The organism is Tardiphaga sp. vice154, from assembly GCF_007018645.1.
GTDB lineage: Bacteria > Pseudomonadota > Alphaproteobacteria > Rhizobiales > Xanthobacteraceae > Tardiphaga.
Genome location: NZ_CP041399.1, coordinates 2,398,479 through 2,413,315, shown reverse-complemented (window position 1 = coordinate 2,413,315; position 14,837 = coordinate 2,398,479). Strand labels below are relative to the sequence as shown.

General features: G+C 66.2%; 11 protein-coding genes. 3 read left to right on the top strand and 8 right to left on the bottom strand.

The features are described 5' to 3' along the window. Positions 1–20 precede the first annotated feature (20 nt). Entirely contained in the window at positions 21–995 is a 975-nt protein-coding gene (locus FIU28_RS11225) for a zinc-binding dehydrogenase (protein ID WP_143576145.1), read from the top strand. A gap of 61 nt (positions 996–1,056) precedes the next feature. On the opposite strand, the gene FIU28_RS11220 is transcribed toward FIU28_RS11225, so the two are convergent. Continuing rightward, the gene (locus tag FIU28_RS11220) at positions 1,057–1,752 is read right to left on the bottom strand and encodes a VIT1/CCC1 transporter family protein (protein WP_143573046.1); all 696 of its coding nucleotides are present in this window, start codon (positions 1,750–1,752) and stop codon (positions 1,057–1,059) included. Positions 1,753–1,931: 179 nt separating this feature from the next. Here FIU28_RS11220 and FIU28_RS11215 point away from each other — a divergent pair, with 179 nt between their 5' ends. Then, positions 1,932–3,176: an APC family permease gene (locus tag FIU28_RS11215; protein ID WP_143573045.1), complete on the top strand. Its 1,245-nt coding sequence runs from the start codon at positions 1,932–1,934 to the stop codon at positions 3,174–3,176. A gap of 247 nt (positions 3,177–3,423) precedes the next feature. Continuing rightward, complete coding sequence (locus tag FIU28_RS11210; protein ID WP_143573044.1) at positions 3,424–5,757, top strand: PAS domain-containing sensor histidine kinase; 2,334 nt, start codon at positions 3,424–3,426, stop codon at positions 5,755–5,757. 59 nt (positions 5,758–5,816) lie between these two features. Here FIU28_RS11210 and FIU28_RS11205 read toward each other — a convergent pair whose 3' ends face one another. The 7 genes from FIU28_RS11205 to frdA all read right to left on the bottom strand — a co-directional run bounded on the left by FIU28_RS11205 (position 5,817) and on the right by frdA (position 14,500). Beyond that, on the bottom strand, positions 5,817–8,783 hold the full coding sequence (locus tag FIU28_RS11205; RefSeq protein ID WP_143573043.1) for a bifunctional [glutamine synthetase] adenylyltransferase/[glutamine synthetase]-adenylyl-L-tyrosine phosphorylase: 2,967 nt from the start codon (positions 8,781–8,783) through the stop codon (positions 5,817–5,819). Beyond that, positions 8,780–10,243 (bottom strand): sensor histidine kinase, encoded by a 1,464-nt coding sequence (locus FIU28_RS11200; protein WP_143573042.1) that lies wholly within the window; start codon positions 10,241–10,243, stop codon positions 8,780–8,782. The genes FIU28_RS11205 and FIU28_RS11200 overlap by 4 nt, the downstream gene beginning before the upstream one ends. A gap of 161 nt (positions 10,244–10,404) precedes the next feature. After that, entirely contained in the window at positions 10,405–11,100 is a 696-nt protein-coding gene (gene rquA / locus FIU28_RS11195; protein WP_143573041.1) for a rhodoquinone biosynthesis methyltransferase RquA, read from the bottom strand. Between the two features lie 41 nt (positions 11,101–11,141). After that, on the bottom strand, positions 11,142–11,528 hold the full coding sequence (gene frdD / locus FIU28_RS11190; protein WP_143573040.1) for a fumarate reductase subunit FrdD: 387 nt from the start codon (positions 11,526–11,528) through the stop codon (positions 11,142–11,144). Next, positions 11,525–11,929 (bottom strand): fumarate reductase subunit C, encoded by a 405-nt coding sequence (locus FIU28_RS11185; protein WP_143573039.1) that lies wholly within the window; start codon positions 11,927–11,929, stop codon positions 11,525–11,527. The genes frdD and FIU28_RS11185 overlap by 4 nt, the downstream gene beginning before the upstream one ends. Beyond that, on the bottom strand, positions 11,926–12,687 hold the full coding sequence (locus tag FIU28_RS11180) for a succinate dehydrogenase/fumarate reductase iron-sulfur subunit (protein WP_143573038.1): 762 nt from the start codon (positions 12,685–12,687) through the stop codon (positions 11,926–11,928). The genes FIU28_RS11185 and FIU28_RS11180 overlap by 4 nt, the downstream gene beginning before the upstream one ends. Further along, positions 12,680–14,500 carry a fumarate reductase (quinol) flavoprotein subunit gene (gene frdA / locus FIU28_RS11175; protein ID WP_143573037.1) on the bottom strand — a complete coding sequence of 607 codons (1,821 nt, stop codon included), beginning with the start codon at positions 14,498–14,500 and terminating at the stop codon, positions 12,680–12,682. The genes FIU28_RS11180 and frdA overlap by 8 nt, the downstream gene beginning before the upstream one ends. Positions 14,501–14,837: the final 337 nt, after the last annotated feature.

Genomic DNA, 14,837 nt, shown 5'->3' with positions numbered 1-14,837 from the left:
CCACAGAAACGAGAATGAAGATGAAAGCCTATGTCTACGGCGCCAACGGCGCTGCGATCACCGATGTCGCCAAGCCCTCCCCCACCGGCACGCAAGTACTGGTCCGCGTCCGCGCCAATGGCCTCAACCGCGCCGACCTCGGCATGACCCGCGGCCATGTCCACGGCAGCGCCGGCGGCGCCGGCACCGTGCTCGGCATGGAATGGTCCGGCGAGGTCGCCGAACTCGGCCCGGACGCCCGGGGCGTCGAGGTCGGAGACCGCGTGATGGGCTCGGGGGCTGCCGCCTTTGCCGAGTACACGCTGGCGGATCACGGCCGGTTGTTCAAGATTCCGGCGGCGTCCAACATGAGTTTCGAACAGGCCGCCACCCTGCCCATCGCACTGACCACGATGCACAATGCGCTGATGACCAACGGCGCGCTGCAGCCCGGCCAGTCGGTGTTGATCCAGGGCGCCAGCTCCGGCGTCGGGTTGATGGCGCTGCAGATCGCCAAACTGAAGGGGGCGAAGACGGTGATCGGCTCCTCGACCAATGCGGAGCGCCGCGGCCGGCTGCGCGAATTCGGCGCCGATCTCGCGATCGACTCGAAGGACGCGGGCTGGGTCGACGAGGTGCTGAAGGCCACCCATGGTAACGGCGTCGATCTGATCGTCGACCAGATCTCGGGCCCGGTCGCCAACCAGAATTTGCAGGCGACCAAGGTGCTCGGCCGCATCGTCAATGTCGGCCGGCTCGGCGGCACGCATGGCGATTTCAACTTCGACCTGCACGCGGCGCGTCGCATCTCCTATATCGGCGTCACCTTCCGCACCCGCTCGGTGCAGGAGATCCGCGATATCTTTGACGCGGTGCGCGCCGACATCTGGCCGGCGGTGGAAGCGGGCACGCTGAAGCTGCCGATCGACAAGGTCTATCCGTTCGCCGAGATCGGCGCCGCGTTCGACCGCATGGATGCCAACCAGCATCTCGGCAAGATCGTGGTGACGCAATAGAGCCTTGCTTCACAGGTGGTATCGCGTCGGCAAGAACGCCGTGGCGATACCACCGCCTGGCCTATACGACCTTGCCGAACACCGCGCCGATCGCGGCCGTCAGGCCCATCGCGAAAGCGCCCCAGAAGGCGACGCGCAGCGTCGGACGCAGCAGGCCGGCGCCTCCCGCTTTGGCGCCGATGGCGCCGAGCAGGCACAGGAACAGCAACGCTCCGGCGAAGACGGCTGGAACCAGATAGGCGGCCGGTGCGATCAGCACCAGAAGCAGTGGCGCGGCGGCGCCGACCGTGAAGGTCGCGGCCGACGCCAGTGCGGCCTGGACCGGACGCGCCGTGCTGATCTCGGAAATGCCGAGTTCGTCGCGCGCGTGGGCGCCCAGCGCATCCTTGGTCATCAATTGTTTCGCGACGTCGCGGGCGAGACCGAGGTCGACGCCGCGCGCGACGTAGACCTGCGCCAATTCTTCCTGTTCGAACACCGGATTGGTGGAGAGTTCGAGACTCTCGCGCGCAAGGTCGGCCTTCTCGGTATCCGACTGCGAACTGACCGAGACATATTCACCGGCCGCCATCGACATCGCACCCGCGACCAGCCCGGCGACTCCGGTGAGCAGCACGTCGCTCTGGGCCGCGTTGGCCGACGCCACGCCGACGATCAGGCTCGCGGTCGAGATGATGCCGTCATTGGCCCCGAGCACGGCGGCGCGCAGCCAGCCGATGCGGGAAACGAGATGGTTCTCAGCGTGACTGCGGCTCATGGATGACCTCGTTCGCCTGCGTCAGCCGGCATGCTGATCGAATGATATCGATATTGAGCACATTCCTGGCGACCCGGGTTGACATTAATCAGATCAAGGACGCGCAGTCTTGCTAGCCTACCAGCCGAGCCCGGGCAACGTCGCGCGTCCGAGCCATCGACGTACGCGGAGAGGTTTCCATGAACGTCCAGCCTGCCGACGCCACGTCGGAGCCGCGGCATCTGCTGCAATCCCTGACATTGACCCATGCGGTGCTCTACGGCCTCGGCGTCACCATCGGGGCTGGAATTTACGTCCTGGTCGGCGCGGCGGCCGGGCGCAGCGGCATGCACGCGCCGCTGGCCTTCGTCGGCGCCGCCCTGATGATGTCCTTCACCGCTGCGTCGTTCGCCGAACTGGGCACGCGGATGCCGGTCAGCGCCAGCGAGGCGGCCTATGTGCAGTCCGCCTTCCAGCGCAACTGGCTCAGCCTGACGGTCGGGCTTCTGGTCGTGGCAGCGGCCACCGTATCGGCGGCCACCATCAGCGCCGGCAGTGCCGGCTATATTGCGGTCTTCGTGCCGCTCCCGGCGGGCTGGATCATCGCCGGCGTCGTGCTGGCGATGGGCGCGGTGGGCTGCCTCGCCACGGTGCACTCGGTGACCTTCGCCGGCCTGATGACGATCATCGAGGTGGGCGGTCTGGTCCTGATCATCATGGCCGGCATGACGCGCGGCACCGAAGTGATCGACCGGCTGCCCGAAATGTGGCCCGCGGCACGGGACGCTGCAGCCTGGGCGGGCGTGGCCGGCACCTCGCTGACCGCGGTGTTTGCGTTCATCGGCTTCGAGCATCTGGTCAACGTGGCCGAAGAGATGAAGCAGCCGGGGCGAACCCTGCCGCGCGCGCTGTTTCTGACGCTCGGCCTGACCGCGCTGATCTATGGCGCCATCGTCTGGATTGCGGTGATCGCCGTGCCACCGGCCGAGCTCGCCCGCTCAATGGCGCCGCTGGCGCTGGTATTCGAACGCCTGACTGGCTTCCCGCTGGTGACGATGAGCGCCATCGCCGTCGTGGCGACGCTGAACGGCGTGATCGTTCATGTGATCATGATCGGGCGGGTGCTCTACGGGCTGGCCAGCCAGGGCAACCTTCCGAAAATTCTCACGCAGCTCAACCCGGTCACGCGCACGCCCGTGCTGGCCACGGCGATCGGCGTCAGCGTTATCCTGATCCTGGCCCTCACCGTTCCCCTCGTCGGCCTCGCCGATTTGACGTCGCGACTGACGCTGGTGATTTTCGCCGTCGTCAATGCCGCGCTGATCCGGATCAAGCTTCGCGGCGATCCGGTGCCGGAAGGCGCGTTCACCTGCGCGCGGTGGGTGCCGTTCGCGGGCCTGATCTCCAGCATCGCCTTGCTGCTCGCCGACCAGTTCGCGGGGTGATCGCGACTATTAAACCGCAACGCGATTCCGGCATCATCGCGCGCAAATGGCGCCTTTCGAATCGCGCCGTTCCTGTTTCGGACTCATGCAAGATCAAACTTTCTTTGGGGATAGAATTTATTTCGCGTTAACGTTTCGTTGACTCTCGACACCCCTCGCAAAGTGGATTCATATCACTTCATGATTCGAGGCGGCGGGGCAGTCTTTTCGAGCATGTGCGACGATACATTCCGAGGGGACTAGAGGCATGGCGCGTTCACACGCGACGAGCGCGTGCGGCCAATCCGATTCGATCAAAGGATTGGCGCAGTCGATCGCGAAACCGGCATATCACCGGCTGCTGATTGCGGAGCCCGCGCTGCGCCGCGCCGTCCCCACCCTGATCATCGCTTTTCTCATCACCATCTTCTTCGGCGCCTTCGTGCAGGTCGTCGACCAGAGCCGGCAGAAGCAGAACGCGATGAAGCGCGATCTGTCAGCGTTGGCCGACCTGCTGGGTGAGCGCCTCGAACGTAGCGCCAGCGTGCGCCTCGACCGGCCGGGCGCCGTCGAACGGCTGCAGGCATTGCTGCCGGGCCTGATCCCCGCCTGGGGCATCGCGTCCGGCCGCCATGTCATCGTGCTCGGCGCCGACCAGAGCATTCTCGCCCGCGTGCCGATCGAAGTGCCGGTCAGCGACACGCAGCGTATTCTCGACGTGCTGAGCGTGACGCAGTCGGTCACCGCGAGCCAGCGTGCCGACGTCATCGATGTCAAGCTGCCCGGCGGCAGCCATGCGCTCGCCACCCAGCGCATCGTCAAATCGCTGCCGGGGCAACTCGTCATCATCCAGGAAAACAACGAGGCGATCTGGCGCTCGGAATCGGCGCTGTCGATCACGCTGTCGGCCACCACTGGCTTCGTCGTGCTGATCCTCGGCTTCGCGTTCCACTGGCAGTCGACCCGCGCCCGCGAAGGCGACGCCATCAACGACGCCGTGCGCGGCCGCATCGACACCGCGCTGAACCGCGGACGCTGCGGGCTGTGGGACTGGGACCTGTCGCGCGGCCGCATCTTCTGGTCGCAGTCGATGTTCACCATGCTGGGACTCGACAGCCGCAGCGACCTTCTGACGTTCGGCGAGGTCAACGCGCTGGTGAAATCCGACGACATCGACCTGTTCGCGATCGCCGACCGGCTGATCTCCTCGAAGCTCGACTATATCGACCAGACCTTCCGCATGCAGCATGCCAACGGCCACTGGATCTGGCTGCAGCTGCGCTGCGAGCTGACGCTCGGCCACAGCGAGGGCAAGGGCGACGGCGGCCAGCACCTGATCGGCATCGCCGTCGACATCACCGAGCAGAAGAGCCTCGCCGAACGCACCGTGGAAGCCGACGTGCGGCTGCGCGACGCCATCGAGACCATCCCCGAAGCCTTCGTGCTGTGGGACGCCGAGGATCGCCTGGTGCTGTGCAATTCGCACTTCCAGCGCCTGCACAAATTGCCCGACACCGCGGTGGCACCCGGCACTTCCTACGAGACCGTGCTGGAAGTGGGCTCGATGCCGGAAGTGCGCTCGCGGCTGGCCGAGAGCAGCGCGCACGCGCCGGGCGCACGCACCTTCGAGGCGCAGATCGAGAACGGCAACTGGCTGCATATCTCGGAACGCCGCACCAAGGACGGCGGCTACGTCTCGGTCGGCACCGACATCACACGCATCAAGGAGCACGAGCAGCGACTGGTCGACAAAGAGATGCGGCTGACCGCCACCGTCATCGACCTCAAGCAGTCGCAGACCGCGCTGGAGCAGCAGGCGCTCGAACTCGCCGACCTCGCGCAGAAATATTCCGACGAGAAGAACCGCGCCGAGGAAGCCAACCAGACCAAGTCGAAATTTCTGGCCAACATGAGCCACGAGCTACGCACGCCGCTCAACGCCATCATTGGTTTCTCGGAAATCATGGGCAGCGGCATGTTCGGCACGCTCGGCTCCGACAAGTACCAGGAATACTGCACCGACATTCTGACCAGCGGGCACTACCTGCTCGAAGTCATTAACGACATTCTCGACATGTCGAAGATCGAGGCTGGTCGCATGAAGCTCGACCTGGAGCCGCTCGATCTGGCGCAGACGCTGGCGGAGTCGCTGCGCGTGGTGTCGGGCCGCGCCGACGACAAGAACCTGACACTCTCCGCCGACATCCAGGAAGACACGCCGGTGGTCGCCGACCGCCGCGCCATCAAGCAGATCCTCGTCAACCTGTTGTCCAACGCGGTGAAGTTCACGCCGGATGGCGGCCGCATCACGGTACGCAGCCGCGTGCTGCGCGACTCGGTGGTGCTGATGATCGCAGATTCAGGCATCGGCATCGCGCCGCATTCGCTGCGCCGGCTCGGCCGGCCGTTCGAGCAGGTCGAGAGCCAGCTCACCAAGACCTATCACGGCTCCGGCCTGGGGCTGGCGATCGCCAAGTCGCTGACCAGCCTGCATGGCGGCACGATGAAGCTGCGCTCCCGGCTCGGCATCGGCACCGTCGTCTGCGTCTCGCTGCCCCGCCAGGGCGCGAAGAAGCCGGGCAAGGTTTCGGCGGCGGCGTAAGCCATTTCTCCACCCTCGCCCCGCAAGTGCTGGGAGAGGGAAGGAAGCGCACCGCAGCCCTACCCCTCGCCCACCACGATCATCCGGAACACCCGCCGCACTTCGCCCTGAGTTTCGCGCAACTGCGCTTCCAGCGAGGAGAAGTCCGGTGCGTCGCCGGCGCGGGTCAGGATGCGCAACAGGTCGGCGCCGGCGCTCTCCGGTTTGAACTTGCTGCTGACGCACAGCCGGAGGATCTGCGTGAGGTCGTGATACAGCCGCGCCGCCGGGCGCAGCACGTCGGCAGCCGCCGGCGGCAACACGCCGAGGCGCGCGGCATTCTCCAGCACCTGCTGAGTCGAGACGCTGAGAAGCGCAGGCGTCTCGGCGGCGTGCACCAGTTGCAGATATTGCGCGATGAATTCGATATCGACCATGCCGCCGGCGACATATTTGAGGTCCCAGATATCGCCGTCGCCCTTTTCCTCGGCGATGGCGTCGCGCATTTCGGCGACGTCGGTGGCGATCACCGCAGCGACGCGCGAGCGCGTCAGCACGTCACGGATCACACCCTCGATCCGGGCGCGGAATTCCGGCAGCGCCGAGATCACCCGCGCGCGAGTCAGCGCCATGTGCTCCCAGGTCCAGGCCTCGCTCTGCTGGTAGTCGGCGAAAGAATCGATCCGCGATGCCAGCGGACCGGCGCGGCCCGACGGGCGCAGCCGCATGTCGACATCGTACAAGACGCCGTAATTGGTCTTGATGCGGAACGCCGAGATCAGCCGCTGCGTCAGCCGCGCGAAATATTGCGAGCCGTGCAGCGGGCGCGGCCCGTCGGAGTCCGGCGCCTCGCTGTCGAAATCATAGATCAGGATCAGGTCGAGATCGGACGATGCCGTCATCTCGCGGCTGCCGAGCTTGCCCATCGCCAGGATCGCGGTCTGCTGACCCTTGACGCGGCCGTGCTGGGTGGCGAACTGATCGACCACCAGACCGTGCAGCGTATGCGCGATGCCCTCCGCAACGTCGGCAAAGGCGAGACTCGCCTGCGGCGCCGTGACCGTGCCGGACAGGATGCGGGTGCCGATCAGGAACAGGCTCTCCTGCCCGAACAATCGCAGCCGGTCGAGAAATTCCTCGTAGGAATTGGCGTCCTGCAGGGTGGCCGCTAAGCGCAGCGACAGTTCATGCTGGTCGGGCATCGCGCCGAAGAAGCGCGGATCGATCAGCCCGTCCAAGATCTGCGGCTGCCGCGCCAGCATGTCGCCGAGCCGGGGGGCGGCGCCGAGCACGAGAGCCACCAGCGCCACCAGGTCGCGGTTCTGGCTGAGTAGCGAAATGAGCCGGCCGCCGCGGTGCAGCGCCTGCAGCAGCTGGTCGAAGGCGATCAGCGCGTTGTCCGGCTCTTCGGCCTTGACGAGGCCGGCGATCAGCGCCGGGATGAAGTCGATCAGCGCCTGCCGCGTCGTCTCGATCTTCAGCACGCGGTACTCGCCGGCGGTCCAGTGCTGCAGCGTTTCCGCCACCATCAGCGGCTTCTTGAAACCGAGTTTTGCGAGATGGTCGAGCAGTCGCGGGTCGGTCGGCCCGGTGCTGTAGTCGATGTCCGGCAACTGCATGTCGCCGGCCGGGTCGCCCTCGAACAGCCGGCTGTAATGGCCCTGCACGCAATCGAGCCGCTTCAGCAATTCGCGCGCGAACGAGGCGCGGTCGGTATGGCCGAAAAAGCGCGCGAAGCGCTCCATCGCCTCGGCGCTGTCCGGCAGCGTATGGGTCTGCTCGTCGGCGACCATCTGCAAGCGGTGCTCGACGCCTCGAAGGAAGCCGTAGGCCTCGGTCAGTTCGTCGCGGGCCGCAAAGGTGATCCAGTTACTCTCCGCCAGGATCGCCAGGGCCTCGAGCGTCGGGCGCACGCGCAGTTCCGGATGCCGGCCGCCGGCGATCAATTGCTGGGTCTGCGCGAAAAACTCGATCTCGCGGATGCCGCCGCGGCCGATCTTGACGTTGTGGCCCTCGACAGAGATCTCGCTCTGGCCGCGAAAGGTCTGCATCTGCCGCTTCATGTCGTGGACGTCGGCGAGCGCGGCAAAGTCGAGATGCTTGCGCCACACGAACGGCGCGATCTCCGACAGCAGCAACGCGCCCGCTGCCTCGTCGCCGGCGCACAGCCGCGCCTTGATCATCGCCGCGCGCTCCCAGGTGCGTCCCTCGCGCTCGTAGTAGTGCAGCGCCGAGGCGGTCGAGACCGCCACCGGCGTCGAGGCCGGATCGGGGCGCAGCCGCAGATCGACGCGGAACACGTAGCCGTCGCCGGTGCGCTGCTGCAGCAGCCGCGACAGGCCCTGCGCGACGCGAACGAAGAACGGCTGGGGCTCGACGTCGGGGCCAAGCGCATGCGCCTCGAGATCGAAGAACACGATCAGGTCGATGTCGCTGGAATAGTTCAGCTCGCCGGCGCCCATCTTGCCCATCGCCAGCACGATCAACCCGCTGCCGGCTTCCGGCTGTTCGGTGTCGCGCGGCAGCAGCCGGCCGCGCGCCGCCTCCTGGCACAGCAGATAGCGCAAGGCGGATTGCACGGCGATGTCGGCGAGGTCGGTCAGCGCCCGGGTCACCCGCATCACCGGCCAGAGGCCGCCGATGTCGCACAAGGCGATCAGCAGCGCGGCCTCGGCCTTCAGCCGCCGCAGCGACTGCATCACACGCGCATCGTCGCCGCTTGCGGCAACGTCACGCGCGGTCTGCGCGATCAGCGCGGCGAGATGGGCGTCGGGTTCGCAGCGCAGCAGCCGCAGCGTACGCGCGGGATCGGCGCGGATCAGGTCGAACAGATACGGAGACGCTTCGGCAATGCCGAGCAGGATCGCGCGGGCGACGGGGAATGACACGACGGCGGCACGCAACTCTTCGGCCTGCGCCGGCTCGATGTCATCGAGCCAGGCCGCAAACCGTTGCTCGGCGGCATCGGGTGCAGACAGTTGAGGTGCGCTGACGAAATGCGCGGCCAGATGGAACTGGCCGGCATCGTCTGTCGCGGATGAATTCATGCCTGCTTCTGTGGCACATTCGATGTTTGGGCCGCAAGGCCTTCGCGGACGACGATGGGCAACACCAGCGTGGCGCGCAGGCCGGGATGGCCGTCGCCGAGTTCGAGCGCGCCACCATGCAGGGTCGCGACCGCAGACGCCAGGCTGAGGCCGAGCCCCGATCCCGGCTGGGTGCGGCTGGCCTCCAGCCGAACGAAACGCTCGACCGCGTGCTTGCGATCGGCCTCGGGAATGCCCGGCCCATGATCGGTGACGCTGAGCCGCACCTCGTCGCCGTCGCGCTGCGCCTCGATCAGAATTTCATGCGCGCCGGGAACCGGAGCCGAATTGGTACCGGGCGGCTGGGCGGCATCCGGCCGGCCGTATTTGATGGCATTCTCGACCAGATTGGCGAGCGCCTGACTGACCAGTTCGCGGTTGCCATGCAGCCGCGCCGGCGACGCCTTGACGTTCAGCGTCAGCCCGGAATCCTCGGCCAGTGGCTCGTAGAGTTCCTGAATGCCTTCGGCGACTTCGGCGACGTCGAAATCGTCCATGTTTCCACGCGCCTGGCCGGACTCGGCGCGCGCGATCATCAGCAGCGCGTTGAAGGTGCGGATCAGCCCGTCGGACTCCTCGATGGTACGCTCCAGCGCCGCGCGGTATTCCGCCTCGTTGCCGGACCGCGCCAGCGCCTCCTCGGCGCGGTTTCGCAACCGCGTCAGCGGCGTCTTCAGATCATGCGCGATGTTATCGGAGACTTCCTTCAGCCCGGTCATCAGCGTCTCGATCCGCGCCAGCATCGCGTTGAGGTTTTCAGCCAGCCGGTCGAGCTCGTCGCCGGAGCGCCCTACCGGCAGCCGGCCGGACAGGTCGCCGGCCATGATGCCCTGCGTGGTGGCGGTCATGGCGTCGATCCGGCGCAGCACGCGGCGCGCCACGAAGATACCGCCGCCCAGGCCCAGCACGACGACGATCAGCACCGACCATTGCGCGGCATTGGCGACGATGCCGAACAGCCGCCGCCGTTCCTCAAGGTCGTGACCGATCAAGAGCCGAAAGCCGCTGCTCAATTGTTCGACCCGCACCAAAGCGTGGTGGTTCATCGTCTCCTGGTCGTCGAGCCGGCGGTACATCGTTTCGGACCAGCCGGTCGAGGCCATCACGCCCGGCTCCAGCGAGGCGACATTGCCGGCGATCGACTGCCCGGCCGGCGTGGTGACCAGATAGAGATTGGCGCCGGGCCGTAGCGCGCGGTTCTCGATCGCGAACACGATACCGCGCAGGCCGCGGCGGCCGAACAGGTCGCTGAGCTCGCTGATCTCCGCATCGACCGTGGTGGTGATCTGCTCATTGATCAGCCGCCGCGTGTTCCAGGCAAAATAGCCCAGCAGCGACGCCGCAAACAGCGCGAACAGCAGCAGATAGGCCAGCGTCAGGCGAAACGCCGTGGTGCGAATGAGTTTACCGAATGCCGTCACGAACAACTCTCAGGGACTATGCGGCCGGCGGCGCCGGGCGCTCGGTCATACTACCAGCCGGCCGCTGCAACCGACAGGGCGGGATTATGAGAGGTTGGTAATGTGCGGCCGAGCCGGTGATGGGTTAAAGCGGACGCCCAGACTGTCCGCACATCGGACAGCTAAGCGGAGCGCTCCGCGATCACCACCTGATACATGCCGTTGAAGCGCGTGCGCTTGCTCCAGCGGAAGCCGCCCGCGACCGGTCCGGCGTATTGCTCGATCTCCTTCGACCACATCGCCAGCGCAAACGGTTCGAGCCAGGTGAACACCTGATGCATTAGCGGTTTCAGCGGATGCCAGCGGTTCGGCTTGTGATAATCGACGAAGATGACCCGCCCCCCTGGCCTCACCAGCTTCAGCATCGCCGGGACGATCTGCAGCTTGACGTCGTCGGGCACCTCATGGAGCAGGAAGAAGCACGTCACGACGTCGAACTCCCTTTGCTCGGGGTCGGCGGCATCGCCGCGCGCGACATTGGCTTGCGACAGGCCCAGCAGCTTGTCGCGCGTCAGCTCGACCTGCAGCGGTGCGATATCGCGCACTTCAAGACGGCCGCGGCGGCCGATCTGTTCGGCGATCTGGCGGGAGAAGTTGCCGTAGACGGCTGCCGGCTGGAAAATCCGGTCGCCGGGCTTCACCGCCGCCAGCACGTCGTCGATCAGGCGCTGCGCGTTGCCCCACAGAATGGCCTGAACCACGACTTGCCGATCGAGGATATGGGTGAGCCACGGCGTCAGATAGGCCCAGGTGTAGACATCGCGCAGATAGGCGGGAACAGGCTTGGCGGCCAGTTCTCCGGAAGTGATATCAAGCACGTCTAGGTCCCCCTGGGGAATGGATAGGATGGCAAGGCCGTTCAAAATCCGATGCCCAGCAGGACGACGGCCGTCGCCAGCGTCAGCACGGCAGCGACGCCGTACGTCATCAGTCGCAGTATGGAGAGAGGGCCGGCGCGCATGTCCTTGAGGGTCAGGAATATCCGCTCCGCGCCATGCCAGAAGAACAGCGCGATCACCGCCAGCAGCACGAGCTTGGCGAACGGATTCTGCGCGAATGCCAATACGTGGTCATAGTCCGCAAAATTGGCTGGCAGTCCCCAGCCGCGCGGCATCATGAATCCGGTGATGACGATCAGCGCCGGGCCGAACAGCGCCGACAGCATGCCGCCGGCGCCGAACAGCAGCCAGAACACCGGGGCGTTGGTACGTTTCGGCGCGGGCCGAACAAGGGTGGTCTGTTTCACGACAGCGCTCCGATGATGATGACCACGACAAGCAGGCCGATCGAACAGGCGACCGCGAAAGCCAGTGCCACCGCGGTCATGGTCGATGGCGCAACGAGGTGGCCGCCGAGGATCAGTTTCGGCATCGTCTTCGGCAGGATCTGGAACCAGGTCATGACATGCCAGAGCATCACGGCGAGCAGCACCAGATGCAGCAGCAACGCGCCATTGCTGGTGGCCCACTGGCGATAGGCCTCAAAGGCCGCGGGGCCGCGCCACAGACAGACGAGGCCTGCGAGCAGGATCGCGCCATAAAGTGCGACGCCGACGCCGGTCAGTTCGCGCAGCGTATAGGCGCGATAGGGCTTCTGCGCCCACCAGTTACGCGGCTGGACGCGGTGATACGGACGACGCTCGCTCATGACGGGGCTCCCGATCGCACCGCGTGCAGGAAGAAGTCGAGCGCGCTGTTGGTCTTGTTCTGGTTGACGGCATTGGCGGGATCGACCGACTTCGGGCAGACGTCCGAGCAGATGCCGACCGCGGTGCACGACCACACGCCGTCCTCGCCATGGATCTGGTCGAGCCGCAACTGCTTGCCGCCGTCGCGCGAGTCGCTGTTGTAGCGTTGCAGCATGGCCATCGCGCCCGGCCCGATGAAGTCGGGATTGGCGCCGAATTGCGGGCACGCCGCGTAGCACAGCATGCAGTTGATGCAGTCGCTGAAGGATTCATAGGCAGCCATCTGCGCCGGCGTCTGCAGATAGGCGCCGTCCTCGATCCGCTTCTCGGCCTTCGGAATGATGAAGGGATAGATGCTCTCGATCTTCTTGACGAAATCGCCGACCGACACCACGAGGTCGCGCTCGATCGGGAAGTTCTGCAACGGCTCGACGGTCGCCACGCCGCCGGGCAGATCGCGCACGAAGGTGTTGCAGGCCAGCATCGGCTCGCCGTTCACCATCATGCCGCAGCTGCCGCAGATCGCCATCCGGCACGACCAGCGGAACGACAGCGTGCCGTCCTGGGTGTCCTTGATGGTCTGCAGCGCCTGCAGCACCGACATGTCGTCGGTGTACGGCACCTTGTAGCTGACGAACACCGGCTCCTCGTCGGAGGCCGGACGATAGCGCAGCACGCGCAGTTCGATCGTCTTGGTGGGGGTGATGGTGTCAGACATTCGCAGCGTCCTTGGAATCGGGGGCGCGCGGCGCGTTTACAGGCACTCCCTTTTGTGCAGCTTCTTCGTGCTCGCCGGCCGCGCCATAGGCGCGCTGCCCGGGCGGCGACTTGGTGATCTTCACCGCCTGGTAGGTGATCGCGGGCGCGGCATCGCCTTGATAGTGCGCCAGGCTGTGGCGCAGGAAGTTGGCGTCGTCGCGCGTCTCATAGCCGTCGAGCCGCTGGTGCGCGCCGCGTGACTCGGTGCGGGCCACCGCCGAATGCGCCATCGCCTGCGCGACGTCGAGCTGGAAGCCGAGTTCGATGGCGGTCACCCAGTCGGTATTCCAGGCGCGCGACTTGTCTTCCAGCGTGACGCCGGCATAGCGTTGCTTGAGTTCGCCGAGCTTGTCGCAGGTCTCCTGCATTTCCGGCCCGAGCCGATAGATGCCGCAGCCCTTCTCCATGCTGGCGCCCATTTCGGCGCGCAGCTTCGCGTGATGCTCGCCCTGCCCCTTCTGGTCGAGCAGCGCCAAGGCCTTGGCCTCGACGGCTCCGGCGAGATCGGAGCGGCGCGCCGCCGAGCTGCCGCGCGCAAAGAGCGCGGCCTGTTCGCCGGCGACGCGGCCGAACACGGAGAGTTCGGCCAGCGAGTTGGAGCCGAGCCGGTTGGCGCCGTGAATGCCGACGCTGGAGCATTCGCCGGCGGCATACAGCCCGGCCAGCGGCGAGGCGGTGTTGATGTCGACCTCGATGCCGCCCATCGTGTAGTGCACGGCCGGGCGCACCGGGATCGGCGCCTCCGCCGGATCGACGCCCATGAATTTCTCCGCCAGTTCGGCGATCAGCGGCAGCCGCTCCAGAATCTTGGCGCGGCCGAGATGGCGCAGGTCCAGCATCACCGCTTCGCCCTGCGGCGTCGTCACGGTGTTGCCCTTGCGCTGCTCGTGCCAGAACGCCTGGCTGAGCCGGTCGCGCGGGCCGAGCTCCATATATTTGTTACGCGGCTTGGGATCCGCCGGCCCGAGGCCGTAATCCTCAAGATAGCGCCGGCCGTCCTTGTTGAGCAGGAAGCCGCCCTCGCCTCGGCACGCCTCGGTAATGAGAATGCCGGTGCCCGGCAGGCAGGTCGGGTGATACTGCACGAACTCCATGTCGCGCAGCGGCACGCCGTGGCGATAGGCCATCGCCATGCCGTCGCCGGTGACGATGCCGCCATTGGTGTTCTGCCGGAACGCACGCCCTGCCCCGCCCGTGGCGACGACGACCGCGCGGGCATGGATGGTAGTGAATTCACCGGTCGCCAGCGACAGCATCACAGCGCCGTGGATGCGGCCGTCCTCCACCAGAAGATCGACGCAGAAGAATTCGTCGAACCGCTTGATCGAGGGAAACCGCGTCGAGGTCTGGAACAGGGTGTGCAGGATGTGGAAGCCGCTGCGATCGGCGGCGAACCAGGTGCGCTCTATCTTCATGCCGCCGAACGCACGGACATTGATATTACCGTCCGGCTTTCGGCTCCACGGGCAGCCCCAATGTTCGAGCTGCACCATCTCGCGCGTGCAATGCTCGACGAAGTACTCGACAACGTCCTGCTCGCACAGCCAGTCGCCGCCGGAAACGGTGTCGTTGAAATGATTGTCGAGCGTGTCGTGGGCTTGCACCACGCCGGCCGAGCCGCCCTCCGCCGCCACCGTGTGGCTGCGCATCGGATACACTTTGGAGACCAGCGCGACGGTCAGTTCGGGCGCGGATTCGGCCGCGGCGATCGCCGCCCGCAGGCCGGCGCCGCCGGCGCCGAGGATCAGGACATCGGCGTCAAAATGGTGCATTTGTCTTCCGATCGATGAGAACGCAGGGCCGGCGCGGCGCCGGCAGGGGAATTGCCCGGCAAGAGGTATCCGGCATGATGTGGCAGGTACCGTCGCTCGCGCCCGAAGGCTGGAACGACTCGTGGTCACCACGCGAGGAGTGCACGTTCATCTGGTTCCTGTAGCGTCGGAATGTCTGCTGCCCTGCACAATCATAAGCACGCTAGCGGTCATGCCGATTGATCTCGCTCAACACGCCGCGCATGACGCATTAGGGGAACGCGGCCTGACGCCCGGCGTTTGCCTGAAGCCTGCGCGTTCGTCGGCAGCCATCGCCGCGCCGTAGACCACGATCGCC

Bases quoted from the DNA above. Each gene is read 5' to 3' on its own strand.
- FIU28_RS11225 (WP_143576145.1), top strand. From the start codon at position 21: ATGAAAGCCTATGTCTACGGCGCCAACGGCGCTGCGATCACCGATGTC.
- FIU28_RS11220 (WP_143573046.1), bottom strand. From the start codon at position 1,752: ATGAGCCGCAGTCACGCTGAGAACCATCTCGTTTCCCGCATCGGCTGG.
- FIU28_RS11215 (WP_143573045.1), top strand. From the start codon at position 1,932: ATGAACGTCCAGCCTGCCGACGCCACGTCGGAGCCGCGGCATCTGCTG.
- FIU28_RS11210 (WP_143573044.1), top strand. From the start codon at position 3,424: ATGGCGCGTTCACACGCGACGAGCGCGTGCGGCCAATCCGATTCGATC.
- FIU28_RS11205 (WP_143573043.1), bottom strand. From the start codon at position 8,783: ATGAATTCATCCGCGACAGACGATGCCGGCCAGTTCCATCTGGCCGCG.
- FIU28_RS11185 (WP_143573039.1), bottom strand. From the start codon at position 11,929: ATGAGCGAGCGTCGTCCGTATCACCGCGTCCAGCCGCGTAACTGGTGG.
- FIU28_RS11180 (WP_143573038.1), bottom strand. From the start codon at position 12,687: ATGTCTGACACCATCACCCCCACCAAGACGATCGAACTGCGCGTGCTG.
- frdA (WP_143573037.1), bottom strand. From the start codon at position 14,500: ATGCACCATTTTGACGCCGATGTCCTGATCCTCGGCGCCGGCGGCGCC.